Consider the following 25794-nt stretch of genomic DNA (forward strand, 5'->3'; position numbering starts at 1 on the left):
AGTACCATTTATAGAGGAAAGAAAGTTAGGACAATTCTCCAATGGAAACCATTCATACCCTTACCCAATTGTTGACGAACAGTGACTGTCAGTATCAAGTGTTTGATCTTGGTCGCCGAACCAAGAAGATTGAAAATAAAGTCTTCGCCGATGTTGAAAAAGGTCAGCAACCTTACCCTTACCCAATGCAGCGTAAGGCCCACTTGGCGATTGCTTATTGGAATCAAGAGCAACAGCCGTGGATATGGTTTCTAAAGTTTGAATTGGACGAGCGAGGCTTACTCAAGCAAGCCGATGTGGGTAACTTCATCAAGTATGTAATTGAAGCAATGGGAACGCGCTTAAATCAAGAAATGAGCGAAGAGCAGCAGCAAAAGCTATCTAATAACCCATATACCTTCAAACCCGGTGAAGATAAGATGGCCGTTTTCCATAGCCAAATTCGTGCTGAACTGAACCTGCCATGCAGCCAATATTACGAGCATGCCCAGCACTACTTCTCTGGCGGTTTAGAATGGGATAAGTGGCATACCGTTGGCTTACAAGGAGTCACAGATATCTGTGCACGCTTGGGGCAGGAACAAAATGGTGTCAATGTTAGAAAAGCGTTGCAGCACCTGCCTAACGAACCTCTCTATGCCCTACTCGGCGCCCTAGAACATACCGATTTACCGCAAAAATTAGCGCAGCGCCTAGTTGAAATGGCTCAACAGCAAATTGATAGCAACGAACCGGACCTATTCCTGCTGTCTGCCTTGCTGCGCGCGTTATCTGGCGCATCACAACCGCTCTCGCTGCCAATTATTCGCCAAGTACTCGCTTCTCCGCGATTAAGCCATCAAGAGGTGTTGATTGGTATTGCAGGGCGCAGCTGGCATTGGCTAAGTGATGCGAAAATAGCCGAGCAGTTTCTACTCAGGTTGGCCCAAACGGGTAATCAAGCACTCTTCAACCAGCTTTTTGCCGATCTTGTCATGCTGCCCGAGTTACGAATGGTTCTGTTGCCGCTGCTTCACTCTAGCCCTTCTGAAGAGCTAACAAAAGCGTTAATCAACCTTCAACAAGCAGCGAAGGCGTAACTATGATTCATGACCTTTTTGCCATACTCGGACTCGCAATTATCTGTCTAGTGTTTTGGCAACAACGCCGCCAAGCAGAACTCGCTAAAACCATTGCGGCTCGTAAATGCAAAGAGCTCGACTTACAGCTACTGAGCGTTGCGCTTAAAGGTCATAAACTAAAAACGCCAGACGGTGTCTGGCGTTGGCATTCGGTTTATCAATTTGAATTTTCTTCGCTTGGCGATGACTGCTATCAAGGCCAAATCTTTATGCAAGGTTTCCGACTAGCAAAGGTTGAGCTTCCACCACATCGGATGTAAACAGATACTCATCAAACGGACCAAATGTATCTTTCTTGTGTGCATTTAGCTTGAAACCTAGCTTTTGCAGAATACGTACCGACGGTTCGTGTCCTACATTGGCTGTCGCTAGTACCCTATCTAGATTTAAATCTCTAACTGCTTTAGGGAAAAACGCTTGCAACACTTCACTTGCAATACCTCTACCCCAATAATCTTTATCGAAAATGTATCCGAGCTCTGGCTGGCTATCTAGGTCTGAGATAAACACATGACCGATAAAGTCGCGAGTATGGCTGTCTAACACTGCCATAGCATAGATATTTCGGTCATTCAGGACTTTTTCAAATAGTTTCTTTGCAGACGACACCGTATGGGCACCGTTCATCTGAGCGCGATTGATGGCACAGCAATTGAGCATCAAAAATTCAGATTGTAATGAGTCGTTATAGGGAACCAATAACGCACGGCGAGTCACTATAGTCATGACACATCCTTGTTAGCAGCCAAAATTGTCTTGTAAAACAAAGCCGAAAAGTTAAACCAACTTTTAAATACCTTTATTGATCTAGGTAGTTTTTTGAATGATGTTGTTAGAGTTTTTTATAAAGGTGAGATCTAAGAAAAGCCCCGATACGTTAGTATCGGGGCTATAGTCTTACTCGCAGCAATCCGGCTACAAAAGGTGCTCCATGCATCTTCCTTAATAGTTACTGAATCCTTCAGTAAAATCCTGCCTTCGCCTTCCTAGCGGTGTCCTAATCGTCCTGATAGCTAACATTCCTCGTCAGCTCCACATCACTTGTTCCTTGAGCGGTGTCCTTTGTATCATCCTGATACTGTCCTAGCCTCATCCTAGAGGTGTCCATTGTCATCCTTGCCACTAACATCCTGTTAGCGAACGTATCCTTACAATGTCCTTTCGCTCCATGCTTGATCAACGTTCCTCGTCAACCAATCTTCATCCTGAAGATTCCCAATCCTTGGTATTTCCTGTTCCGTGTCAGCATCCTTCCGACACCTTCTAATTTACTCGAATTCGCCTTTAAGACAATGCGATGAAAGAAAACCATTATTGAAACAAGTTAGAAACAAACCAACAACTCACGCTAAATCAATAAGTTAATTTAACACCAGAGACTATTGCCGTGTTTAAAACGCACTTTGTCTTACATCACTTGTGAGAAATCTCGCACACACCATTTCTTAATTTTCCATTAGTCAATTATTGCTAAGCTCAGTATTATTGGTGTTCACAACACAATGGAGGTTTTATGCTTACTCAAGATGTTAGCCAAGAGCTAAAAGATATCCTTGAACAATTACACGCAGAAGGAAAGGAGCCGACTGTAGCCTTGGTCAAAGCGCGCTTGAGTACCTCTGTCCCGATGCCTGCTTTAATCACTACATTAAAAAGCTGGAAGAGCTCTAACCGTGTACCAAAAGTCGAAGTCGCAGCGAAAACTGAATCAAGCGATCAGGATCGTATAAAGCAATTGGAGCAAGAGGTTGCTGATTTAACCGCAAGACTGGTTGCGATTGAGAAGAAGTTAGCGGGATAAAAAGCTGGAGAGCTGGAGAGCTGGAGAGCACAAAAAACAAAAGGCTTGGCGAATGCCAAGCCTTATTTATCACATTTGGCTAAATTACCAACCTGTGATTTCGCGTAGACCTTTACCGATGTCTGCAAGAGATTTAACCGTCTTAACACCTGCTGCTTCTAGTGCAGCAAACTTGTCTTCCGCAGTACCTTTACCACCAGAGATGATTGCACCTGCGTGACCCATACGCTTACCTGGAGGAGCCGTTACACCAGCAATGTAAGAAACTACTGGCTTAGTCACGTTCTCTTTGATGAACGCTGCTGCTTCTTCTTCAGCTGTACCACCGATCTCACCAATCATTACGATTGCTTCTGTTTCTGGGTCTTCTTGGAACAGTTTTAGGATATCAATGAAGTTTGAACCTGGAATTGGGTCACCACCGATACCAACACAAGTAGACTGACCAAAGCCTTCGTCTGTAGTCTGCTTAACCGCTTCGTACGTAAGTGTACCAGAGCGAGAAACGATACCGACTTTACCCTTCTTGTGGATGTGACCAGGCATGATACCAATCTTACACTCATCAGGAGTGATAAGACCTGGACAGTTAGGACCGATCATACGAACGCCAGTTTCTTCTAGCTTCACTTTCACGTCGATCATATCCGTTGTTGGGATACCTTCAGTGATTGTTACGATCAGCTCAATGCCCGCGTCAATCGCTTCTAAAATAGCGTCTTTACAGAAAGGAGCAGGAACGTAGATTACTGTTGCTGTCGCGCCAGTTGCTTCTACTGCATCACGTACTGTGTTGAATACAGGTAGACCAAGGTGAGTTTGACCGCCTTTACCTGGAGAAACGCCACCAACCATCTGCGTGCCGTATGCGATAGCTTGCTCAGAGTGGAAAGTACCTTGACCACCAGTGAAACCCTGACAGATTACTTTCGTGTCTTTATTAATTAGTACAGACATTATTTGCCCTCCGCAGCAGCAACAACTTTCTGAGCTGCGTCAGTTAACGACTCAGCTGCAATGATATCAACATCAGAATTAGCAAGAACTTCGCGACCTAGGTCTGCGTTAGTACCTTCTAGACGAACAACTACTGGTACGCTTACGCCTACCTCTTTAACCGCACCGATAATACCTTCAGCGATCATGTCACAGCGAACGATACCACCGAAGATGTTAACTAGTACTGCTTTTACATTGTCATCAGATAGGATGATCTTGAATGCTTCTGCTACACGCTCTTTCGTTGCGCCGCCACCTACATCTAGGAAGTTAGCTGGCTTACCACCGTGTAGGTTTACGATATCCATCGTACCCATAGCTAGGCCTGCGCCGTTAACCATACAGCCAACGTTGCCGTCTAGTGCTACGTAGTTAAGTTCCCACTGAGCTGCATGTGCTTCACGCTCGTCTTCTTGCGAAGGATCGTGCATTTCACGCAACTTAGGCTGACGGTACATAGCGTTAGAGTCGATGTTGATCTTACCGTCTAGACATAGCAGGTTGCCTTCGCCAGTAATAACAAGAGGATTGATCTCTAGTAGCGCTAAATCGTACTGAGAGAACATGTTACCAAGACCCATGAAGATCTTAACAAACTGTTTGATTTGATCGCCTTCAAGACCTAGCTTGAATGCTAGCTCACGGCCTTGATAAGCTTGAGGACCAACAAGTGGATCGATCGCTGCTTTGTGAATCAACTCTGGAGTCTCTTCTGCAACTTTCTCGATTTCAACACCACCTTCAGTCGATGCCATGAATACAACTTTACGCGTTGCACGGTCTACAACCGCACCTAGGTAAAGTTCGTTAGCAATGTTTGATGCTTCTTCAACTAGGATTTTAGTAACAGGCTGACCATTTGCATCTGTTTGGTAAGTCACTAGGTTTTTACCTAGCCACTTTTGTGCAAACTCTTTAACGCCATCTTTAGTATCGTGCAGCTCAACGCCACCCGCTTTACCACGTCCACCTGCGTGAACCTGACATTTAACGACTTTCTTCTCTGTAGAGATACGACCTGCAGCTTCAAAAGCTTCTTGTGGTGTATCACACGCGTAACCTTCCGGTACAGGCAAACCGAATTCTGCAAACAGCTGTTTGGCTTGGTATTCATGCAAATTCATTTTGATATTCCGTTTATTTTCCCTTGTAGGGATTATTATTTCCATAACGCCGCTATGTCAGCGGACGTCTGTAGGGTCTTCTCAAATCAATCTTATCTCGCTGTGCAGGTAGATAAGATTCAAGTGAAGGCCAGACAGTTGAGCCAGTCTAGCCTTGAAAACTATCGAACGTCTAGCCACCAACGGCCGCTAGACGTTTTAGCGATATTAAACGTCTAATAGCAGACGCGCTGGATCTTCTAGTAGCTCTTTAATCGTTACTAGGAAGCCCACAGACTCACGACCATCGATTAGACGGTGATCGTAAGACAACGCTAGGTACATCATAGGCAGGATTTCAACCTTGCCATCCACCGCCATTGGACGCTCTTGGATCTTGTGCATACCAAGAATCGCCGATTGAGGTGGGTTGATGATAGGCGTAGACATTAGAGAACCGAATACGCCACCGTTAGTGATAGTGAAGTTACCACCCATTAGCTCATCAACAGTTAGCTTGCCGTCACGGCCTTTGATTGCTAGCTCTTTGATGCCTTTTTCAACATCAGCGAAACCTAATGTGTCACAGTCTTTTAGTACTGGTGTCACTAGACCACGTGGCGTCGAAACAGCCATGCTGATGTCAAAGTAGTTGTGGTAAACGATGTCTTCACCGTCGATAGACGCGTTGACTTCTGGGTAACGTTTCAGTGCTTCCGTTACCGCTTTCACGTAGAAAGACATAAAGCCTAGACGAATACCGTGACGCTCTTCGAACTGGTCTTTGTACTGCTTACGAAGGTCCATGATTGGCTTCATGTTGACTTCGTTAAACGTAGTCAACATTGCAGTGTTGTTCTTCGCTTCAAGAAGACGATTTGCAACTGTTTTACGTAGACGAGTCATTGGAACACGCTTTTGGCTACGCGCTGTAGCTGGTGCTTCGACTGCTGCCGGAGCATCTGCTTTCGGCGCTTCTTTCACCTTAGCAAGGTGCGCTTCGATATCTTCACGTGTGATACGACCGCCAACACCAGTGCCTTTCACTTGGCTCGCTTCTAGACCGTGCTCACCTAGTAGGCGGCGAACTGCTGGACTTAGTGCATCGTTGCTTTCTTCTGTTAGCGACGCTTTATGACGCTTATCAGGAGACGCTTCAGACTCTTCAGTCGTGTCTTTAGTCGGCTCACCTGCAACAGCACCCGGCTTAAGCTTAGCGATTAGCTGCTTTGAAAGTACGGTTGCACCTTCTTCTTCGATGATGGCTTCTAGAACGCCCGCTTCTGGAGCAGGTACTTCAAGAACCACTTTATCCGTTTCGATATCTACTAGAACCTCGTCACGCTCTACTGCGTCACCAGGTTGTTTGTGCCATGTTGCGACTGTTGCGTCAGCAACCGATTCAGGTAAATCTGGAACCAGAATTTCAATTGTCATATCTGTTTCTTCCTTTAACTTCTAGTTCTTAGTCCGAAGTTTTTGTATTCACGTTAAGCGCATCATCAACTAGCGCTTTTTGTTGTTTCAAGTGTACTGACATGTAGCCTACTGCAGGTGATGCTGAAGCTGGGCGACCAGCGTATTTCAGATCAGCGCCGGCTGGGATTGCAGCACGGAAGTTGTGTTGGCTAGAGTACCAAGCGCCTTGGTTTTGCGGCTCTTCTTGACACCAAACGTAATCTTCAACGTTAATGTATTGCTCGATAGCGGCTTTTACTTCCTCAAGAGGGAATGGATAAAGCTGCTCGATACGAACAATCGCCACATCATCTTGTTCATTGTTACGACGCTGCTCTAGCAGATCGAAGTAAACTTTACCTGAACAGAAAACCACGCGTTTCACTTTCGCAGCTTCTAGGCTGTCAATTTCACCAATTGCCGCTTGGAATGTGCCCTCAGCTAGGTCTTCAATTGTCGAAGTACAAAGCGGGTGACGCAGCAATGATTTAGGAGACATCACTACAAGTGGGCGACGCATAGGTCTTACAACCTGGCGACGAATCATGTGGTAAACCTGAGCTGGTGTAGAAGGTACGACAACCTGCATGTTTTGCTCAGCACAAAGCTGTAGGTAACGCTCTAGGCGAGCTGATGAGTGTTCTGGGCCTTGACCTTCATAACCATGAGGAAGAAGCATAGTCAGACCACATAAACGTGCCCATTTTTGCTCACCTGATGAAATAAACTGGTCAATCACTACTTGAGCACCGTTGGCAAAATCACCAAACTGCGCTTCCCAAATAGTTAGGCCACTTGGTTCTGCTGTCGCGTAACCGTACTCAAATGCCAGTACTGCTTCTTCAGATAGAACAGAGTCAAAGACTTCAAATGGGCCTTGCTTGTCGTGAATATTTGCTAGCGGAACAAAAGTGCTCGCGTCATTTTGGTTGTGCAAAACTGAGTGGCGGTGGAAGAAAGTACCACGACCAGAGTCTTGACCAGAAATACGAATGCGCTTGCCATCGTCAACCAGAGTTGCGTAAGCCAAAGTTTCAGCCATCCCCCAGTCAATCGCTTTTTCACCGCTCAACATCGCTGTACGATCGTTGTATAGCTTGTTCACTCGGCTTTGCAGCTTGTGACTTTCAGGGTAAGTACACAGACGCTGACCAAGCTCTAGTAAACGCTTAGTATCGAATTTACTATTCCATTCCGTATCCCAGTCGTGCCCAAGGTATGGAGACCAGTCTACTGAGTGCAACGCCATCGGGCGCCATTCTTTAACCACGACTTCACCGCGATCTAATGCATCACGGTATTCATTGACATACTGGGTTGCTGTATCAATACCAAAATCACCACGTTCAATCAGCACGTCAGCATAAAGCTTACGCGGGGTTGGGTGTTTCTTGATTTTTTGGTACATCAACGGTTGAGTCGCGTTTGGCTCATCCGCTTCGTTGTGACCATGACGACGGTAACAAACCAAGTCAATCACAACATCACGTTTAAATTCGTTACGGTAATCCAGCGCAATACGAGTGACAAAAGCAACCGCTTCTGGATCATCAGCATTAACGTGGAAAATTGGTGCCTGAACCATCTTAGCGATATCGGTACAGTACATAGTCGAACGTGTGTCGGTCGGGTTAGATGTTGTAAAGCCAACTTGGTTGTTTACAACGATGCGAACCGTACCACCTACGCGGAAACCTCGTGCCTGAGACATGTTAAATGTTTCAGCCACAACACCTTGGCCTGCGATCGCAGAGTCACCATGAATGGTAATAGGAAGAACGGTATTACCTTCTGTATCACCTAAACGGTCTTGGCGCGCGCGCACCGAACCGATAACTACAGGGTTAACGATCTCAAGGTGAGACGGGTTAAACGCAAGTGCTAAGTGAACATCACCACCTGGTGTCGCAAAGTCTGCTGAGAAGCCTTGGTGGTACTTAACGTCACCTGTACCCCAAGTGTCGTCATGTTTACCAGCAAACTCATCAAATAGATCTTGTGGCTTCTTACCAAGTACGTTCACAAGCATGTTCAGACGGCCACGGTGTGCCATACCAATCACGACTTCGCGCATACCGCTCTTACCCGCATGACGAATTAACTCTTTCGTCATAGGGATTAGGGCATCACCACCTTCTAGAGAGAAACGCTTTGCACCCGGGAATTTCGCACCAAGATAGCGCTCTAAACCTTCTGCTGCTGTTAGCTCTTCGAGGAATTCTTGTTTTTCTTCTTTGCTGAATGACGGCTGACCGACCACTGACTCTAAACGCTGCTGGATCCAACGTTTTTGCTCAGTGTCTGTCATGTGCATGTATTCAGCACCGATAGAGCCACAGTAAATTTTGTTCAGTGACGAGTGGATGTCTTTCAATTGCATGGTGTCTTTGCCAATAGCAAAAGAACCCACGTTGAAAGTTTCTTCTAGATCGTCTTCGGTAAGATTGTGGAATGCAGGATCTAGCTCCGCCACTGGTGGACGTTGCCATAAACCTAGAGGGTCAAGCTGTGCCGCTTCATGACCACGAAAGCGGTAAGCATTGATTAATTGAAGTACTTTTACCTGTTTAGCGTCGACATCAGGATCACTAACTTGGACATTGTAATGCTTTGTTTCTTGAGCGAGTCGTCGGAAGTAGTCACGGACACGTGAATGGGGTTGTTCAACCACCTCTTCTGAAGGCTTAGGCAAGCCATCAAAAACACGTTTCCACTCCTCACTTACCAGATCGGGATCACTTAGATACAGTTCGTAGAGGTCCTCTACATACGTTGCATTGGCGCCAGCCAAGTGTGAAGACTCGAGCCACGCCTTCATCACGCCGTTGTGCATATTTTCCCTTAACCAGTAGTTTTCACGTTTGCTTCGGTCTTACGCCGAGCTATTAAGAGCCGACCCAGAATGGGTCGGCAATTTTTTGTTAATTAAATCGAACGGTTTACAAGCATCGTCTTAATATGACCGATTGCCTTCGTAGGATTTAGTCCCTTAGGACAAACACTTACACAATTCATGATGCCATGGCAACGGAAAACGCTAAATGCATCATCAAGATTTGACAAACGTTCATCTGTCGCTGTATCACGGCTATCAATTAGCCAACGATACGCCGCAAGAAGACCTGCAGGACCGATAAATTTATCTGGATTCCACCAGAATGATGGGCATGACGTCGTACAACATGCACACATAATACATTCATATAAACCATCCAAATGCGCGCGCTCATCAGGCGTTTGCAGGTTCTCTCGTGATGGTGGCAGCGCGCCGTCATCAATCAAGAATGGCTTAACTTTCGCATAGTTATCGTAGAACTGTGTCATGTCAACGATAAGATCTCGAACAACAGGCAAACCAGGCAGTGGACGGATGACTATCTTGTCACCGCTTAATGCAGAAAGTGGTGTGATACAAGCTAGGCCATTCTTACCGTTCATGTTTAGACCATCTGAGCCACATACACCCTCACGACAAGAACGACGGAAAGAGATCGTTGGATCTTGCTCTTTTAGCAGAATCAACGCGTCTAGAAGCATCATGTCTGATCCTTCTTCTACTTCCAACGTGTAGTCCTTCATGTATGGCTTTTGATCGACATCCGGATTGTAGCGGTACAAAGAGAAATTCAGTTTCATAATATTATCCTCCTCTCCCTAGTACGTACGCGCTTTAGGCGGGAATGCTTCACGATGGATTGGCTCCATGTTTACACCACGCTTTGTCATAGCTTCATTGTCCGGATTATAGATTGAGTGGCATAGCCACTGCTCATCATCACGGTCTGGGAAATCAAAGCGAGCGTGTGCACCGCGACTTTCTGTACGGTAGTTAGCCGCAACAGCCGTTGCATAAGCAGTTTCCATCAAGTTTTCTAGCTCTAAACACTCAATACGCTGGGTGTTAAACTCTGTCGACTTGTCAGAAAGGTGAGCATTCTTCAGGCGCTCACGAATAACTTTTAGCTCTTCTAAACCTTTTGCCATTGCATCACCTTCACGGAATACCGAGAAGTTGTTCTGCATACATTGTTGCAGATCTTTGCGAATTTGCGCTGGATCTTCGCCTTCCGTGCTATTTTCCCAACGGTTGTAACGCTCTAGTGAACGCTCAATGTCAGCTTCCGTTGCTGGCTTAGCTTCAGCTTGCTTAGCCAGTGTTTCACCAAGGTGTAGGCCTGTAGCGCGACCAAATACAACTAAGTCTAGTAGAGAGTTACCACCTAGGCGGTTTGCACCGTGAACAGATACAGATGCGATCTCACCACAAGCAAATAGACCTTGAACTTCAACATCAGCGCCCGCTTCATCTTGCTTAATAGCCTGACCAGAAACTTGAGTTGGAATGCCACCCATCATGTAGTGACAAGTCGGGATTACCGGAATTGGCTCTTTCACTGGATCGACGTGAGCAAAGGTACGAGATAGCTCACAAACACCCGGCAGGCGTGACTCAAGCGTCTCTTTACCTAGGTGATCCAGTTTCAGTTTAATGTGAGGACCCCAAGGACCATCGCAGCCGCGACCTTCACGGATTTCGATCATCATTGAACGAGCAACAACATCACGACCAGCAAGGTCTTTCGCGTTAGGTGCGTAACGCTCCATGAAGCGTTCACCGTCTTTATTCAGTAGATAACCACCTTCACCACGACAACCTTCAGTTACCAGAACACCGGCTCCAGCGATACCTGTTGGGTGGAACTGCCACATTTCCATATCTTGCATTGGAACGCCAGCGCGTAGTGCCATACCAACGCCATCACCCGTGTTGATGTGAGCGTTAGTTGTTGAAGCGTAAATACGGCCAGCACCACCTGTCGCCAGAATGGTTGCTTTCGATTTGAAGTAACAAACTTCGCCCGTTTCCATACAAAGGGCTGTACAGCCAAGAACTGCGCCATCTTCATTCTTAACTAGGTCGAGTGCATACCACTCTGAGAAGATAGTTGTTTTGTGCTTAACGTTTTGTTGGTATAGCGTGTGAAGTAGAGCGTGACCTGTACGGTCAGCCGCTGCAGCTGTACGTGCTGCTTGCTCACCACCGAAGTTCTTCGACTGTCCGCCAAACGGACGTTGGTAGATTCTACCATTGTCAAAGCGAGAGAATGGGAGACCCATTTTCTCTAATTCAATCACTGACTCTGGTCCGTTTTTACACATGTATTCGATTGCGTCTTGGTCACCAATATAGTCGGAACCTTTAACGGTATCGTACATATGCTGTTCCCAGTGATCCTCGTGCGCATTACCTAGCGCAACCGTGATACCACCTTGTGCAGAAACAGTGTGTGAACGAGTTGGAAAAACTTTAGAAAGCAATGCACAAGATAGGCCTTGCTCAGAGATTTGCAGTGCAGCGCGCATGCCTGCACCACCAGCGCCGATTACTACGGCATCAAATTCGCGAACTGGAATAGACACTTACGCACCCCACAGAATAAATAGACCAGAGAAGAAGTAACCGAACAATACAGCAATGATAGCTAGCTGTAGGCCACCACGAAGCTTGGCGCACTTGATGTAATCAGTCAGTACCTGCCATAAACCAATCCACGCGTGAATTAGAACAGATACAAGCGCCAGCATTGTAAACACTTTAGTGAAGGTACCACCAAAGAACTGGGTCCAAGATACGTAAGAAATATCTGTGAAAGCGCAGAAGCTAACCAGATAGATAGTGTAAAGCGTCATAATGATTGCAGTCGCACGAATCAATAAGAAATCGTGCACACCATTACGACCAAAAGATGAAATGTGTTTTACCATACCATTACCCCCGCCAGTAGAGACAGAACGGCTGTTGCTGCGAATGCAACCTTAGCGCTCATCGCGCCAGATTCCAGCTCTTCAAAATGACCAAGATCCATTAGTAAGTGACGAATGCCACCTGCAATGTGATAGGCCAAAGCCGTTAGAATGCCCCATAAGATAAACTTCACAAAGAAACCATCGACTAAGTCAACAGCTTGTGCGTAACCGACTGGGGAGGATAGAGAAATGGATAGTAACCAAAGCAGGATTCCGATTGCGACAAACGTAATTACACCGGACACACGGTGTAAGATTGATGCGATTGCAGTGATCGGAAAGCTTACGGTCTGTAAATCTAAATTAACAGGTCTTGACTTTCTTTCTTTCACGGGCTTGCTCACTCAGCTCCATTGAGCATTTATAGTTATGAACGAATTTTGATTGCAAACCTACAAAAGTTAACATTTATTTAACACTAGACTGCAACAATTGCCGGAGTATTTTGTAAAATAATTGTTAACAACAAGGATTAAAACTTCACCTCACATTTGTTTCAAGCCTTGAATTTATAAGGTTTCCACCAAAATTTACTGCGCCACTATACGGCTGGCAACATTCTAATACAATTGATGTAACAATTTTTGCTACACAGACCAGATTTTTCACCTTATACGTTCAAAAAATCATAACAAGTGCACACATCAGATGAGAAAAATTGACTTTGATAACGATCACACGTACAAAAATGGCACACAAACATCCTGGACGGATTAAATAATAAACAAAGGAGATTGTTATGGCAGATAAGAAAGCTACCCTTCATGTTGAAGGTCAAGCACCTATCGAGCTGCCAATTATGGAAGGTGCCCTAGGCACACCTGTGATTGATGTTCGTACACTTGGAGCAAACGGATTTTTTACTTTTGACCCAGGTTTTCTTGCCACTGCATCTTGTGAATCTCAAATCACCTACATTGACGGCGGTAAAGGTATTCTTTTGCACCGCGGTTACCCAATTGATCAGCTAGCAAATAACGCTGATTACTTAGAAGTATGTTACATCCTTCTTTACGGTGAAGCCCCAACACGTGAACAATACGAGCAATTCAAAACTACTGTTACGCGTCACACTATGGTCCATGAGCAAATCGCTAGTTTCTTCCACGGTTTCCGCCGTGACGCTCACCCTATGGCTGTAATGTGTGGTGTAGTAGGTGCACTTGCTGCGTTCTACCACGATTCATTAGATATCAACAACGACGAGCACCGCGAAATCGCGGCATACCGACTGCTGTCGAAAATGCCAACACTTGCGGCTATGTGTTACAAGTACTCAATCGGTCAGCCTTTCATCTACCCACGTAATGATTTGAGCTACGCTGAAAACTACCTACACATGATGTTCGCTAATCCATGTGAAGAGTACGAAGTAAACCCTGTTGTGGCTCGCGCAATGGATAAGATCTTTACTCTACACGCTGACCATGAGCAAAACGCGTCAACTTCAACAGTACGTCTATCTGGTTCTTCTGGTGCTAACCCATTTGCATGTATTGCAGCGGGTATCGCATCTCTTTGGGGCCCAGCTCACGGCGGCGCGAATGAAGCATGTCTGAAGATGCTAGAAGAGATTGGTAGCGTAGAAAACATTCCAGAGTATGTTGAACGCGCGAAAGACAAAGATGACCCATTCCGACTAATGGGCTTCGGTCACCGTGTCTACAAGAACTACGACCCTCGTGCAACAGTTATGCGCGAAACATGTCACGAAGTTCTTAAAGAGCTTAACATCAAAGATCCACTGCTTGATGTGGCAATGGAACTTGAGCGTATCGCGCTTTCTGACGAATACTTTGTTTCTAAGAAGCTATACCCGAACGTAGACTTCTACTCTGGTATCATTCTTAAAGCTATCGGTATCCCAGTATCTATGTTCACCGTTATCTTCGCGATTTCGCGTACTATCGGTTGGATTGCTCACTGGAACGAAATGCACAGCGACCCACTAAACCGTATCGGTCGTCCGCGTCAGCTTTACACTGGTGAAGTACAACGTGAGTTCTCGCCTCTACACGAGCGTGAATAATAGCTGACTAGCAAAAAGTCAAAGGGCTAATGTGCGAACATTAGCCCTTTTTTATTAGATTAGTTGTCATCCTCAAGAACGAGGCACGAGTGAGTTGGGGAGCTCTCACTGCGAGCCGCCAACCTTTAGAGATTCCTTACTCCCTCATTCTTCGGTCTAAGGAATGACAAATATTTCTCTCGCAGGACGAAGCCCGATCCCGTTTTCCAAAAGCGCAGCGTTCCATAGGGCATAGCCCGTTCTACCTCCCATAGGACGCAGTCCGTTCCCGCTCTCCCGTAGGACGAAGTCCGTCCTTCTCTTACACCGGATTATCGATATCAATAAACTCAACATCTAGGCCATGTTCAGTGGCTAGCCACTCGCCTAGTGCTTTGATTCCGTAGCGCTCAGTCGCGTGGTGTCCTGCTGCAAAGTAGTGAATGTCCTGCTCACGAGCAGAATAAGTAGTGCGTTCTGAGATCTCACCCGAAATAAACGCATCTAAACCGTGCCTAGCTGCCAATTCAATCAAGTCCTGACCACCACCTGTACACCAACCGACCGTTTCAATCACTTTATCTGCATTTTCCGGCGCAATATGAAGGGGCTGTCGATTGAGTACTTGATTGATCTTGGCTGCAAACTCAGTCCCCGTCATTGGAGATTTCAAACGCCCAAACATAGCCACGGATTGTGGATGCCCTTCTAGTCCGCCTTCTACTTCAATATCGAGTAAGCGAGCAAGTTCCGCGTTATTACCTAGCTCTGGATGGATATCAAGCGGCAGATGGTAACCCATTAAATTAATGTCGTTTTTTATCAAAGTGCGAATACGCTTGCCTTTCATACCACGAATAGGTTCTGGCTCGCCTTTCCAGAAATAACCATGATGAACCAGTAGCGCATCAGCGTTTAACTCAACCGCTTTATCAATCAATGCTTGAGAAGCCGTTACACCAGTGACGACTTTATTAATCTGCTCTTTTCCCTCAACCTGCAAGCCATTCGGCGCATAGTCTTTAATCAATTGAGGGGATAGCTTCTCGTTGAGGATTTTTTCTAGCTGTAAGTTATTCATTTGGGCTTCCATTTTTTGTTGTCGAGGCTTGCTCAATTCACTGTGGCAAAGTGTAAGTCAACCGCAGCAGTGATGCTAGAGGCGAGTGCGTGGTACACTCTCTTTAACCACACTGTTATAGGCTCAAGAATGCATTCTCTACAGCGTTTTTATCATTGGATTGCCAAGACTCCATCACTGTTCGAGTTAAAGCCACCTTTTGAGGAGCTCTCTTCTCTATCTGTTCCTCCCTATATTGAGGAGGAATATCAAGGCAACCCGCGACTTGGTTTTATCTATCAATACCTTTGTACCAAGCTACTCACTCAAAGTGATCGCTTCGCATTGCTCGATGAAGAAATTCAGATCAATAAATCATGTGGGCAAACCTTAGGCGCGATTGATCTTATTCTTAAAAATCATCAGCAACAGCGTAAAGAACATTGGGAAGTGGCGATCAAGTTCTATCTTTTACATAGCGGAACTTGGTATGGGCCAAACGCTCATGATCAGCTTGATAAAAAACTGGCCAGAATGCTCTCCCACCAGCTAAAAATGAGCTCGACTGACGAGTTTCTTAACCAGTACCCACAGTATCAAGATCTAACAGAACATCTGTTGATTCAAGGAAGGCTGTACATTAACCCGTTCTCACCAGAAACCATTCCACAAGAATGTTTGGGGTTGCCTCTCAATCAAAGCCAAATCACCGGATATTGGTGCTATCAAAGCCAATGGGAACAAATCGGTGAGCCTCTGTATGAACTTAAAAAGCCACTTTGGGCGGTCGGACTAGAAGAATTCATCAACCCTATCGATAAACCCAACGGAAGGTTTGTCCACGCTCAGACGCAAAACGGTCAATTTTGGTTTGTTGTGCCTGACACTTGGCCGGGGTAAGGCAGGAACCGGGAACGGACTTCGTCCTATGGAGAGCAGGAACGCTGCGCTATGGAAAGCGGGATCGGGCTTCGCCCTTCTAGAGAGCGAGAGTTGACAACTAAACTATGAGGGAGCAATTTCAGTTATCCAGTTATCCAGTTATCCAGTTATCCAGTTATCCAGTTATCCATAGGACGAAGTCCGCTCCCGAAGGGCGCAGCCCGTTCCAGTTCTCTCCTACAAAAAAGGGCTGACAGATAGTCAGCCCTTGATACAACGCTTAGTCGTCGGAATTAAAGACCTGCGTCAGCAAATACTTGATTCACAATCTCTTGTGCTTCTGCTTCGATCTGCTTCAAATGCTCTTCGCCTTTAAAGCTCTCACAGTAGATTTTGTAGATGTCTTCTGTGCCAGATGGGCGAGCCGCAAACCAACCATTTTCAGTCGTCACTTTCAGACCGCCAATTGCCGCGCCATTGCCCGGAGCATGCGTCAAACGTGCAGTGATCGCTTCACCTGCTAACGTTTCTGCTGTCACCATTTCGGCAGACAGTTTCTTAAGCACGTCTTTTTGCGGACCATTTGCCACAGCTTGAATACGGTTGTATTCAGAAGCACCATGCTTCGCTGCTAGCTCTTCGTAGTATTCTTGAGGGTTCTTACCAGTAACTGCTGTAATTTCGGCAGCAAGAAGACATAGAATGATGCCATCTTTATCGGTAGACCAAGGCGTACCATCTTTACGTAGGAAAGAAGCACCAGCAGACTCTTCACCACCAAAACCAAATTTGCCTTCATACAGGCCATCAACAAACCACTTAAAGCCAACAGGCACTTCACATAGTTCTCGACCAAGATCAGCAACAACGCGATCAATCAACGCACTTGAAACTAGCGTCTTACCAACAGCGACGTCTTTGCCCCACCCTTCGCGATGACGGTATAAGTAGTCAATACACACTGCTAGGAAGTGGTTCGGGTTCATCAGACCTTTTGGCGTAACAATGCCATGGCGGTCATAGTCTGGGTCATTACCGAACGCCAGATCATATTCATCTTTTAGCGCTAACAGACCAGCCATTGCGTAAGGCGATGAACAGTCCATACGGACCACGCCGTCTTTATCTAACGACATAAACTGGAATGATGGGTCAATCGCTTCGCTAACCAAAGTCAGATCTAGATTGTAAGCAGAACCGATTTGACGCCAGTAGTCGATACCGCTGCCGCCAAGTGGGTCTACTCCAATTTTTAGGTTTGCTTTTTGAATCGCTTCCATATCGATAACATTAACTAAGTCATCAATGTATGGCTTTACAAGATCTTGCTCGATGAACAGTTCTGAAGCTTTAGCTTCACCTAGCGGCATACGTTTAACGCCTTGCAAACCTTCAGCGATAAGTACATTTGCACGGTCTTGAATCGCTTGTGTCAATTCACCTTCCGCAGGACCACCGTGAGTTGGGTTGTACTTAATACCACCATCTTGCGGTGGGTTATGAGACGGCGTAATCACAATGCCGTCAGCTTTGTCTTGATGTTTCAGGTTGTAAGTCAGAATAGCGTGAGAAACACCCGGCGTTGGCGTGTAACCATTGTCTTGCTGAACAATCACCTGTACACCATTAGCCACGAGCACTTCTACAACTGTTGAAAATGCCGGCTCAGATAGCGCGTGCGTATCTTTACCAACAAACAGTGGACCTTTTGTGCCTTTTTCTGCGCGAACTTCCGCTACCGCTTGAGCAATCGCCAAAATATGGTGTTCGTTGAATGTAGACTTATCTGCGCTACCACGGTGACCAGATGTACCAAATTCAACTTTGTGGTCAGGGTTCGAAGAGTCAGGTTGAAGAAGAAAATAATTTGCAACTAGGGCTGGAATATTATGCAGGTCTTGCTGTTGAGCTTTTTGTCCCGCTCGTGGGTGCATAGCCATTTGACATCCTTTCTTAAAAATATGTAGAAATAAAAAAACCTCATAATACGTTAACTGAGTTGTGCATTATGAGGTTTCAATCAGAATTCTTTAGATTGAGTTTGTCACTTTCTCAATCAGGTCTGATGGGAAGTTCATCCTCGCCATCAGTTGGTCAACCATCTGCCTCTTGCGGCTAGTGTTATTGTTGGTAATGACCCAAAATGGTGAACCAGGGATTGATTTCGGCTTAGTCGTGTTACCGTTAGCCAGCAATGTTTGCTCATTATCAGCGAAGTAAACACGCTTACGACCTTTAACCTGAGTCGCTTCTGAAAAGTCATTCGGGTTAATGCGATGCAGCGTTGCTAGAACTAGCATAAAGCGGTCAATCGCTTTCTTAAGACCAGCAAACTCGTCAGAGATAAGCAATGATCGCATCTCTTTAACGCTATCTACTGTTTCTTCTTTTATTGCATCTTTGCTAACCACTACACCCTTTGGTTGCGCCACAACCTGCGGTTTGGCAACAGGCGCTTGACCTTCAGTCATCAAAAGACGACGCAAAATGTCCGAAGCACTCTCACCAATATGCTGGGTTTGACTTGCGATGTAACGGTATAGATCCTCATCAACCTCAATTGTTTTCATTCGCTTTTCACAATCTCTATGTTTAAACTCTGGGGGATTATAGCGAGATCTTTAAAGAGACTCTACGGTTTACCTGTCACGAATAGAATAAAATGTCACATCTGCTCAACTACAAACTCGAAGGTGAGGGTCACACCATTGTATTGATCCATGGGTTGTTTGGTAATTTAGATAACTTAGGTTTGCTTGCTCGCGATCTGAAACAAGATCATCAAGTGCTAAGTATTGACCTGCGCAACCATGGCCTCTCATTTCAAAGTGACGAGCATAGCTACCCGCTGATGGCACAAGATGTCTATGCTCTATTGCAACATCTCAATCTCACCAACTACACCGTAGTCGGCCACTCTATGGGTGGCAAGGTAGCAATGAAGTTAGCGGAAATCGCGCAAGATCAGATTCATAAGCTGCTTGTTTTAGATATGGCACCAGTCCAATACACACAAAGTCGCCATGACAATGTATTCAACGGTCTCAAAGCCGTCATCGAGCAAAAGCCCACTCAACGTAAGCAAGCGCTTAGTATTTTGGCCGAACATATTGAGCTAGAAGGTGTACGCCAGTTTCTTGGTAAATCTTTGTATAGCACAGGCGAACATTTGGCGTGGCGCTTTAATGTCGAAAGCTTGTGGGATAACTACTGGGAGATTCTTGGTTGGCAAACTATTGAAACAATTTCTACGCCTACCCTATTTATCAAAGGTGGCGATTCAGATTACTTAACCGCAGAGCACCAAGGGCAAGTGAAACAGCAGTTTAGCAATGCTAAAGCCCATGTTATCGCTAATACCGGACATTGGTTGCATGCCGAAAAGCCGGCTGAAGTGATACGTGCTATTCGCAAGTTCATTGCGTAAAACAGAATGAGAGATCAGTTGTACTATGCCCGTTAACTTTATTCAGTAACAGTGGTATAGTGCGGCGCAAGTAATTTGGCATAAAGGGATTCCATGCTCTACGACTACATGAACATGCTCGAGTCAATTGGTCTCGATCTGCTTTTCGCGTCTATCTTTTTCTTTATCGGTATGGCGATAAAAGATGTCTTAAAAGCGGGTAATGTTCCCCCTTTCGGTCGTCGCATTGTATGGTTAGTCCTATTCCTTGGCTGTGCTGGGTTTATCGCCAAAGGCATTATTCAGCTTAGCTGGGAAGGTGGTGGTATCGGCTGATATCAACCGAGCCCACAACAGAAATTAGTAAAGGTAACGAATCTATGGCAAGTGTAGGCATCTTCTTTGGTAGCGACACAGGTAACACTGAAGCTGTTGCAAAGATGATTCAAAAGCAACTAGGTAAACAACTGGTTCACGTTCAAGATATCGCTAAAAGCAGCAAAGAAGATATTGATAACTTCGATCTTCTGCTTCTTGGTATCCCAACTTGGTACTACGGCGAAGCACAATGTGACTGGGATGATTTCTTCCCAGAGCTAGAGCAAATCGATTTTTCGACTAAGCTAGTCGCAATCTTTGGCTGTGGTGACCAAGAAGACTACGCAGAGTACTTCTGTGACGCTATGGGTACAGTACGTGATATCGTTGAAGCTAAAGGTGGTACTATCCTTGGCTACACTTCAACTGAAGGCTATGAGTTCGAAGCATCTAAAGGCCTAGTTGAAGGCGATGACAGCCAATTCGTTGGTCTATGTATCGATGAAGACCGCCAGCCAGAGCTAACTGATGAGCGCGTGAACAGCTGGTGTAAGCAGATTCACGAAGAGATGTGCCTAGCTGAGCTAGAAGACTAATCTCCTCGCCGAATTAAGAAACCTCCGTTACGGAGGTTTTTTTATGCCGTTTGTTCCTCTGCATCCTCTTCTCGAAATTGCGGTTTTTTACGCACATACAGTTTACGCTGAACCTCAGACACCACATTACCGTGTTTGTCTTTGACATAAATGATGAACTCTGGGAAACATTTATCCCCATCAGCCGTCTGCCTTAAAATATCTTCAAGCTGATCTTGAGTGACACAAAACTCAGCAAACAGATCACTTTGCCCCGGCTTGATAAAGTTGATGCTCGCTTCCTTGTCCCAGACGTAGTAGCGCTCGCCTAAGATCCCCATTAACATCAAGGAGTAGACAGGATCGGTTAAAGAGAAAATGCTGCCGCCATATTGGGTACGATTGGCATTTTTGTTCCACCAACGTAGCTTAAGTTTCATTTTGACTTCACGAAAGTCGTCACTGATTGAGAGTATCTTGATCCCCGCCCCCCAAAAAGGTGGCCAAGAGTTGAGCGCAAATTTAACCACTCCAGGCTTATAAATTTTAGCCAATGACTTATTCATTCCTTGTCCTTAACTGATTATTTTTCCTCACTTGTTAATCAATTGTAACTGGTCTGACATGTTTTATCAGTGACTTCTCACTTGTTTATAAAAAAATACTAGTAACCCTTTGAAGTTCGTGGTTTATTGTTTATCAGTACTACCCTATAATGATAGGAATATTGAATTCTGTTAATAACTGCAGATCATCAACAGGAAAGTATATGTCAGACAATAACCAAGCGCTTAAGGATGCTGGTCTTAAAGTTACCCTTCCAAGACTAAAGATTTTAGAAGTATTACAGCAACCTGAATGCCAACATATCAGTGCTGAAGAACTGTACAAAAAGCTGATTGATCTAGGTGAAGAGATTGGTCTAGCGACTGTATACCGCGTATTAAACCAATTTGATGATGCAGGTATCGTAACTCGCCACCACTTTGAAGGCGGCAAATCTGTATTTGAACTGTCAACTCAGCACCACCATGACCATCTAGTGTGTCTAGATTGTGGTGAAGTGATTGAGTTCTCTGATGACATCATTGAAGAACGTCAGAAAGAAATCGCGGCCCAGTACAATGTTATTTTGACTAACCACAGCCTCTACCTTTACGGTAAATGTGCTGATGGTAGCTGCAAAGACAACCCAGACGCGCATAAGTCGAAGAAATAAATTCGTCTTAACAGTCAACGCTAAAACGTCAGCCAAAAGCTGGCGTTTTTTATTGCCTGCTATTTAATACCAATCGCCATCAATAAAAAAGCCAGTCGCGAGGACTGGCTTTCAAACTAGAGTGTAAGACGATTACTTAGCTTCGATTTTCGCCCAAGTATCGCGAAGACCTACAGTACGGTTAAACACTAAAGCCTCTGGCTTCGAGTCTTTAATATCCGCACAGAAGTAACCCATACGCTCAAACTGGAAACCCTTCTCAGCTTGCGCTTGAGCGAGGCTTGGCTCAACAAAACCATTCAGCTTAACCAGTGACTCAGGGTTGATTGTCTCAGCAAAGTTATCCGCTGCAGCTGGGTTTGGCACAGTGAACAAGCGATCGTATAGACGAATCTCAGCTGGAAGACCTTTATCAGCAGAAACCCAGTGAATAACACCTTTCACTTTACGGCCGTCAGCTGGGTTCTTACCTAGCGTGTCTACGTCGTAGCTACAGAAGATAGTGGTAATCTTCCCCTCTGCATCTTTGTCGATACGCTCAGCTTTGATCACGTAAGCACCACGTAGGCGCACTTCTTTACCTAGAACCAGACGCTTGTACTTCTTGTTCGCTTCTTCGCGGAAGTCTTCACGCTCAATCCAAACTTCGCGAGTGAACGGTACTTCGCGCTCACCCATCTCAGGTTTGTTTGGATGATTTGCTACCGTCAAAGACTCTACGTTGCCTTCTTCGAAGTTCTCGATAACGATCTTAACCGGATCCAGCACTGCCATTGCACGTGGTGCGTTTTCGTTCAGATCGTCACGAATACAAGACTCAAGAGAACTCATCTCAATCATGTTGTCTTGCTTAGTAACACCAATGCGTTTACAGAACTCACGAATAGAAGCAGGCGTGAAGCCACGACGACGTAGACCAGAAATCGTCGGCATACGTGGATCGTCCCAACCGTTCACTAGGTTCTCAGTGACAAGTTGATTTAGCTTACGCTTAGACATCACCGTGTACTCTAGGTTTAGGCGACTAAACTCGTACTGGTGAGGTTGGCAATCAATAGTGATGTTCTCTAGTACCCAGTCATATAGACGACGGTTATCTTGGAACTCAAGCGTACACAGTGAGTGTGTAATGCCTTCTAGTGCATCCGAAATACAGTGCGTAAAGTCGTACATTGGGTAGATGCACCACTTGTCACCCGTTTGGTGGTGCTCAGCAAAGCGCACACGGTAAAGAACAGGATCGCGCAGCACAATGAAAGAAGATGCTAGATCAATCTTTGCACGTAGACATGCTTTACCTTCTTCGAATCCACCGTCACGCATCTTCTCAAATAGCGCTAAGTTTTCTTCAGGTGTGCGATCACGGTACGGGCTTGGCTTACCAGGCTGGGTAAGTGTGCCACGATATTCACGGATCTGCTCAGGACTTAGCTCTTCAACGTACGCTAAGCCTTTGTTAATTAATTCCACTGCGTAGCCGTATAGCTTATCGAAGTAGTTTGATGAGTAACATACGTCCCCATCCCACTCGAAGCCTAACCAGCTCACATCATTCTTAATTGACTCAACGTATTCAACGTCTTCTTTTTCTGGGTTAGTGTCATCAAAACGTAGGTTACACTTTCCCTGGTAGTCCTGAGCAATACCAAAGTTTAAGCAAATTGACTTAGCGTGACCGATATGCAGATAGCCGTTTGGCTCTGGCGGGAAACGAGTATGCACGCTAGTGTGTTTACCATCCGCTAAATCTTTATCAATGATTTGGCGAATGAAATTCGATGGACGAGCCTCAGCTTCACTCATCTATAGCACCTCAATTGTTTTAGTATTGTTCAGATAATTCTTACTTAGACGATTTAAATGACCGTCAAGTACATAGCGTCTAATGATCCACAATTATGGTGGATTACACAACAATATCTCGAAGCAAAACGTCTTTTTTTTCTCTGTATGGTTAATAAGCTAGCAGGGATCAGTTTCGAAACCCTCAAAACGCAAGAAAGCCTCCCGAAGGAGGCTTTCATCACTTTCTTAGTTTACGTGTCGTAATTAAGGAAGTTTTACATCAGATAGGTCTTCGTTAGCACCGATTGCTTTCATTTCGCCAGCAACGATTTCAGCTAGAGGACCAAGGATAACTTGAAGGTTGTTCTCACCTAGCTTAACAACACCTTTCGCACCAAGCTTCTTAAGTACAACTTCGTCAGCTACTGAGCGGTCTTTTAGAGTAAGACGTAGACGAGTGATACAAGCGTCGATTGAAGTTAGGTTGTCGTGACCACCTAGAGCTTTTAGGTATTGACGCGCTAGGTCGCCGTTTTTCGCTTCACCAGCAGGAGCGCCTGCAGTTTCTTCTTCATCGTCTTCACGACCTGGCGATTTCAGGTTGAATGCGCGGATTGCGAAGCTGAATGTGAAGAAGTATAGAGCACCGAAACCTAGACCGATTAATAGTAGAGTTACCGGCTTAGTTGCTAGACCCCAGTTTAGGATGAAGTCGATTAGACCTGCAGAGAAGCCGAAGCCGTGCAGAGTACCAAACATGTTAGCAACAACTAGAGATAGACCTGTAAATACTGCGTGCATTGCGTATAGCGCAGGTGCAAGGAATACGAACATGAACTCTAGAGGCTCTGTGATACCAGTTAGGAAAGAACAGAAACCTACTGAGAATAGTGCACCACCAACTTGGCTACGTTTTTCAGCAGGAGCTGCTAGGTACATAGCTAGAGCTGCACCAGGTAGACCGAACATCATTACTGGGAAGAAGCCGTTCATGAATACACCAGCAGACTTATCGCCGCCGAAGTAACGGTGTAGGTCACCAGATTTAACTGTTTCAGTTACTTCTTTAACAGTTGCAGTGATTTCTGGAGTTACAGAGTTAGCAAACTCAAACGTGTGAGATTGACCAGCAACAAGAGTCTTAGCTAGGGCTGGGTCTACACAAAGTTGCTGTAGAGCAGGAAGTGCTTGACCAGCAGCTTGAGCGCCAGTTACTAGAACTTCTTGACACGTACCCATACCGAACCAGAAGTAAGAGTTAAGAACGTGGTGAAGACCTACAGGGATAAGTGCACGGTTAAGAGTACCGTATACGAACTGACCAATTGCACCAGAAGTAGAAACTGCGTGTGCTAGTGCGTCAAGACCGCCTTGGATCGTTGGCCATACAACACCAGAGATAGCACCTGCAACTAGCGCGAACAGACCAGCCATAATTGGTACTAGACGTTTGCCAGAGAAGAATGCCAACCACTCAGGAAGACGTGTAGCATGGAAAGCGTTGTAAGAGTGACCAGCGATAATACCAGCGATGATACCACCGAAGAATGACATGTTAACGTCAGCATTGATTGTTGTTGCTGTCGCTGTAAGTACGAAGTAAGCAACCGCACCCGCTAGACCTGCAGCACCTTGACCGTCTTTAGAAAGACCAATCGCGATACCTAGACCGAATAGTAGTGGAAGTTGACCAAAGATAGCGCCACCAGCTTGCGCCATAAATGGAATGTCTAATAGGTCACCTTGACCCAAACGTAGTAAGAGCGCCGCAACTGGAAGCGTTGCGATAGGAAGCATAAGAGCTTTACCTAACTTTTGCGCATATCCAAGAATATTCACCTTAAGTTCCCCCTATAGGATTTTGTATTTTGGCTGAGCCACTTTTTTTAGCCGCTCAATTTAGTCCTGCTCAGTTTATGACATTAATTTTGCTCCGCAAATTAAAACCTCATCATTTGTGATCATAATCACCAGAAACAGGTGATCCGGAAGGTTTTTGCTAGCGAGATCATAAAACTTATTTTACAATCCAAAAAAATAGCATTCATTGAGCCACATTCGCGTTAACCTATCAGTACAAATAAGGCCGAAGTGATTGTCAGGCGTACTCTTCGCGCTTGATACCAATGCGACGTAAATCACTAGCGGATGTAGCACCATACAAGGTGCTTACACAATATTGAGAACTCATTTTTTCGTTTGCTAAAGATATTTTGCGATCTAATTGAAGCTCACAAATAAAGTACAACTA

General features: G+C 45.4%; 24 protein-coding genes. 9 read left to right on the forward strand and 15 right to left on the reverse strand.

The features are described 5' to 3' along the window. The first annotated feature begins 41 nt into the window (after positions 1-41). The gene (locus AC5O63_RS18380; protein ID WP_494505859.1) at positions 42-1079 is read left to right on the forward strand and encodes a DUF3549 family protein; all 1038 of its coding nucleotides are present in this window, start codon (positions 42-44) and stop codon (positions 1077-1079) included. 2 nt (positions 1080-1081) lie between these two features. Next, positions 1082-1381 carry a DUF3301 domain-containing protein gene (locus tag AC5O63_RS18385; protein ID WP_004744522.1) on the forward strand — a complete coding sequence of 100 codons (300 nt, stop codon included), beginning with the start codon at positions 1082-1084 and terminating at the stop codon, positions 1379-1381. Here AC5O63_RS18385 and AC5O63_RS18390 read toward each other — a convergent pair. Further along, positions 1329-1847 (reverse strand): GNAT family N-acetyltransferase, encoded by a 519-nt coding sequence (locus AC5O63_RS18390; RefSeq protein WP_367938910.1) that lies wholly within the window; start codon positions 1845-1847, stop codon positions 1329-1331. The two genes, AC5O63_RS18385 and AC5O63_RS18390, sit on opposite strands and share 53 nt — an antisense overlap. A 787-nt stretch (positions 1848-2634) precedes the next feature. On the opposite strand from AC5O63_RS18390, the gene AC5O63_RS18395 reads away from it, so the two are divergent. Then, the gene (locus tag AC5O63_RS18395) at positions 2635-2922 is read left to right on the forward strand and encodes a hypothetical protein (RefSeq protein WP_171322379.1); all 288 of its coding nucleotides are present in this window, start codon (positions 2635-2637) and stop codon (positions 2920-2922) included. Positions 2923-3006: 84 nt separating this feature from the next. Here AC5O63_RS18395 and sucD read toward each other — a convergent pair whose 3' ends face one another. The 8 genes from sucD to sdhC form a co-directional block, all read right to left on the reverse strand. Continuing rightward, complete coding sequence (gene sucD / locus AC5O63_RS18400) at positions 3007-3879, reverse strand: succinate--CoA ligase subunit alpha (RefSeq protein ID WP_004744518.1); 873 nt, start codon at positions 3877-3879, stop codon at positions 3007-3009. Beyond that, the gene (sucC, locus tag AC5O63_RS18405) at positions 3879-5045 is read right to left on the reverse strand and encodes an ADP-forming succinate--CoA ligase subunit beta (RefSeq protein WP_004744517.1); all 1167 of its coding nucleotides are present in this window, start codon (positions 5043-5045) and stop codon (positions 3879-3881) included. The genes sucD and sucC overlap by 1 nt, the downstream gene beginning before the upstream one ends. 207 nt (positions 5046-5252) lie before the next feature. Continuing rightward, positions 5253-6461, reverse strand: coding sequence for a 2-oxoglutarate dehydrogenase complex dihydrolipoyllysine-residue succinyltransferase (odhB, locus tag AC5O63_RS18410; RefSeq protein ID WP_494505860.1), 1209 nt, complete (start codon positions 6459-6461; stop codon positions 5253-5255). A 28-nt stretch (positions 6462-6489) separates the two neighbouring features. Beyond that, entirely contained in the window at positions 6490-9315 is a 2826-nt protein-coding gene (gene sucA / locus AC5O63_RS18415; RefSeq protein WP_494505861.1) for a 2-oxoglutarate dehydrogenase E1 component, read from the reverse strand. 92 nt (positions 9316-9407) lie between these two features. Then, entirely contained in the window at positions 9408-10118 is a 711-nt protein-coding gene (locus AC5O63_RS18420) for a succinate dehydrogenase iron-sulfur subunit (protein ID WP_004744514.1), read from the reverse strand. Between the two features lie 18 nt (positions 10119-10136). Continuing rightward, on the reverse strand, positions 10137-11903 hold the full coding sequence (gene sdhA / locus AC5O63_RS18425; RefSeq protein WP_171322376.1) for a succinate dehydrogenase flavoprotein subunit: 1767 nt from the start codon (positions 11901-11903) through the stop codon (positions 10137-10139). Beyond that, positions 11904-12248, reverse strand: a complete 345-nt coding sequence (gene sdhD, locus AC5O63_RS18430; protein ID WP_004744512.1) for a succinate dehydrogenase, hydrophobic membrane anchor protein — start codon at positions 12246-12248, stop codon at positions 11904-11906. Further along, positions 12242-12634, reverse strand: coding sequence for a succinate dehydrogenase cytochrome b556 subunit (gene sdhC, locus AC5O63_RS18435; RefSeq protein ID WP_004744511.1), 393 nt, complete (start codon positions 12632-12634; stop codon positions 12242-12244). The genes sdhD and sdhC overlap by 7 nt, the downstream gene beginning before the upstream one ends. Positions 12635-13029: 395 nt before the next feature. Between sdhC and AC5O63_RS18440 the strand changes: the two genes are divergently transcribed. Further along, entirely contained in the window at positions 13030-14319 is a 1290-nt protein-coding gene (locus AC5O63_RS18440) for a citrate synthase (RefSeq protein WP_171322375.1), read from the forward strand. 301 nt (positions 14320-14620) lie between these two features. Here AC5O63_RS18440 and AC5O63_RS18445 read toward each other — a convergent pair whose 3' ends face one another. Next, positions 14621-15379: a Nif3-like dinuclear metal center hexameric protein gene (locus tag AC5O63_RS18445; RefSeq protein WP_494505862.1), complete on the reverse strand. Its 759-nt coding sequence runs from the start codon at positions 15377-15379 to the stop codon at positions 14621-14623. 129 nt (positions 15380-15508) lie between these two features. Here AC5O63_RS18445 and AC5O63_RS18450 point away from each other — a divergent pair, with 129 nt between their 5' ends. Next, positions 15509-16258: a DUF1853 family protein gene (locus tag AC5O63_RS18450; RefSeq protein WP_494505863.1), complete on the forward strand. Its 750-nt coding sequence runs from the start codon at positions 15509-15511 to the stop codon at positions 16256-16258. Between the two features lie 275 nt (positions 16259-16533). Here AC5O63_RS18450 and pgm read toward each other — a convergent pair whose 3' ends face one another. Together pgm and seqA are read right to left on the reverse strand one after the other, a co-directional pair. Beyond that, positions 16534-18180 (reverse strand): phosphoglucomutase (alpha-D-glucose-1,6-bisphosphate-dependent), encoded by a 1647-nt coding sequence (gene pgm / locus AC5O63_RS18455; protein ID WP_494505864.1) that lies wholly within the window; start codon positions 18178-18180, stop codon positions 16534-16536. Positions 18181-18270: 90 nt separating this feature from the next. Further along, positions 18271-18810: a replication initiation negative regulator SeqA gene (gene seqA, locus AC5O63_RS18460; protein ID WP_004744506.1), complete on the reverse strand. Its 540-nt coding sequence runs from the start codon at positions 18808-18810 to the stop codon at positions 18271-18273. 92 nt (positions 18811-18902) lie between these two features. Here seqA and AC5O63_RS18465 point away from each other — a divergent pair, with 92 nt between their 5' ends. The 3 genes from AC5O63_RS18465 to fldA all read left to right on the forward strand — a co-directional run bounded on the left by AC5O63_RS18465 (position 18903) and on the right by fldA (position 20560). After that, the gene (locus tag AC5O63_RS18465; RefSeq protein WP_494505865.1) at positions 18903-19667 is read left to right on the forward strand and encodes an alpha/beta fold hydrolase; all 765 of its coding nucleotides are present in this window, start codon (positions 18903-18905) and stop codon (positions 19665-19667) included. 93 nt (positions 19668-19760) lie between these two features. Then, the gene (locus tag AC5O63_RS18470) at positions 19761-19982 is read left to right on the forward strand and encodes a DUF2788 domain-containing protein (protein WP_004744504.1); all 222 of its coding nucleotides are present in this window, start codon (positions 19761-19763) and stop codon (positions 19980-19982) included. Positions 19983-20026: 44 nt separating this feature from the next. After that, entirely contained in the window at positions 20027-20560 is a 534-nt protein-coding gene (gene fldA / locus AC5O63_RS18475) for a flavodoxin FldA (protein ID WP_004744503.1), read from the forward strand. A 41-nt stretch (positions 20561-20601) separates the two neighbouring features. On the opposite strand, the gene AC5O63_RS18480 is transcribed toward fldA, so the two are convergent. Next, positions 20602-21105, reverse strand: a complete 504-nt coding sequence (locus AC5O63_RS18480) for a DUF4442 domain-containing protein (protein ID WP_004744502.1) — start codon at positions 21103-21105, stop codon at positions 20602-20604. 203 nt (positions 21106-21308) lie between these two features. Here AC5O63_RS18480 and fcrX point away from each other — a divergent pair, with 203 nt between their 5' ends. Further along, entirely contained in the window at positions 21309-21758 is a 450-nt protein-coding gene (gene fcrX / locus AC5O63_RS18485) for a ferric iron uptake transcriptional regulator FcrX (protein WP_004744501.1), read from the forward strand. A 132-nt stretch (positions 21759-21890) separates the two neighbouring features. On the opposite strand, the gene glnS is transcribed toward fcrX, so the two are convergent. Together glnS and nagE are read right to left on the reverse strand one after the other, a co-directional pair. Then, positions 21891-23561 (reverse strand): glutamine--tRNA ligase, encoded by a 1671-nt coding sequence (gene glnS, locus AC5O63_RS18490; protein ID WP_494505866.1) that lies wholly within the window; start codon positions 23559-23561, stop codon positions 21891-21893. A gap of 246 nt (positions 23562-23807) precedes the next feature. After that, positions 23808-25382 (reverse strand): N-acetylglucosamine-specific PTS transporter subunit IIBC, encoded by a 1575-nt coding sequence (gene nagE, locus AC5O63_RS18495; RefSeq protein ID WP_171322369.1) that lies wholly within the window; start codon positions 25380-25382, stop codon positions 23808-23810. Positions 25383-25794: the final 412 nt, after the last annotated feature.

The organism is Vibrio sp. SCP2 (assembly GCF_059295395.1).

What these genes read in the sequence shown, in the direction of transcription:
- AC5O63_RS18380 (WP_494505859.1), top strand. Translation starts at nt 42, where the DNA reads ATGGAAACCATTCATACCCTTACCCAATTGTTGACGAACAGTGACTGT.
- AC5O63_RS18385 (WP_004744522.1), top strand. Translation starts at nt 1,082, where the DNA reads ATGATTCATGACCTTTTTGCCATACTCGGACTCGCAATTATCTGTCTA.
- AC5O63_RS18390 (WP_367938910.1), bottom strand. Translation starts at nt 1,847, where the DNA reads ATGACTATAGTGACTCGCCGTGCGTTATTGGTTCCCTATAACGACTCA.
- AC5O63_RS18395 (WP_171322379.1), top strand. Translation starts at nt 2,635, where the DNA reads ATGCTTACTCAAGATGTTAGCCAAGAGCTAAAAGATATCCTTGAACAA.
- sucD (WP_004744518.1), bottom strand. Translation starts at nt 3,879, where the DNA reads ATGTCTGTACTAATTAATAAAGACACGAAAGTAATCTGTCAGGGTTTC.
- sucC (WP_004744517.1), bottom strand. Translation starts at nt 5,045, where the DNA reads ATGAATTTGCATGAATACCAAGCCAAACAGCTGTTTGCAGAATTCGGT.
- odhB (WP_494505860.1), bottom strand. Translation starts at nt 6,461, where the DNA reads ATGACAATTGAAATTCTGGTTCCAGATTTACCTGAATCGGTTGCTGAC.
- sucA (WP_494505861.1), bottom strand. Translation starts at nt 9,315, where the DNA reads ATGCACAACGGCGTGATGAAGGCGTGGCTCGAGTCTTCACACTTGGCT.
- AC5O63_RS18420 (WP_004744514.1), bottom strand. Translation starts at nt 10,118, where the DNA reads ATGAAACTGAATTTCTCTTTGTACCGCTACAATCCGGATGTCGATCAA.
- sdhD (WP_004744512.1), bottom strand. Translation starts at nt 12,248, where the DNA reads ATGGTAAAACACATTTCATCTTTTGGTCGTAATGGTGTGCACGATTTC.
- AC5O63_RS18440 (WP_171322375.1), top strand. Translation starts at nt 13,030, where the DNA reads ATGGCAGATAAGAAAGCTACCCTTCATGTTGAAGGTCAAGCACCTATC.
- AC5O63_RS18445 (WP_494505862.1), bottom strand. Translation starts at nt 15,379, where the DNA reads ATGAATAACTTACAGCTAGAAAAAATCCTCAACGAGAAGCTATCCCCT.
- AC5O63_RS18450 (WP_494505863.1), top strand. Translation starts at nt 15,509, where the DNA reads ATGCATTCTCTACAGCGTTTTTATCATTGGATTGCCAAGACTCCATCA.
- pgm (WP_494505864.1), bottom strand. Translation starts at nt 18,180, where the DNA reads ATGGCTATGCACCCACGAGCGGGACAAAAAGCTCAACAGCAAGACCTG.
- seqA (WP_004744506.1), bottom strand. Translation starts at nt 18,810, where the DNA reads ATGAAAACAATTGAGGTTGATGAGGATCTATACCGTTACATCGCAAGT.
- AC5O63_RS18465 (WP_494505865.1), top strand. Translation starts at nt 18,903, where the DNA reads ATGTCACATCTGCTCAACTACAAACTCGAAGGTGAGGGTCACACCATT.
- AC5O63_RS18470 (WP_004744504.1), top strand. Translation starts at nt 19,761, where the DNA reads ATGCTCTACGACTACATGAACATGCTCGAGTCAATTGGTCTCGATCTG.
- fldA (WP_004744503.1), top strand. Translation starts at nt 20,027, where the DNA reads ATGGCAAGTGTAGGCATCTTCTTTGGTAGCGACACAGGTAACACTGAA.
- AC5O63_RS18480 (WP_004744502.1), bottom strand. Translation starts at nt 21,105, where the DNA reads ATGAATAAGTCATTGGCTAAAATTTATAAGCCTGGAGTGGTTAAATTT.
- fcrX (WP_004744501.1), top strand. Translation starts at nt 21,309, where the DNA reads ATGTCAGACAATAACCAAGCGCTTAAGGATGCTGGTCTTAAAGTTACC.
- glnS (WP_494505866.1), bottom strand. Translation starts at nt 23,561, where the DNA reads ATGAGTGAAGCTGAGGCTCGTCCATCGAATTTCATTCGCCAAATCATT.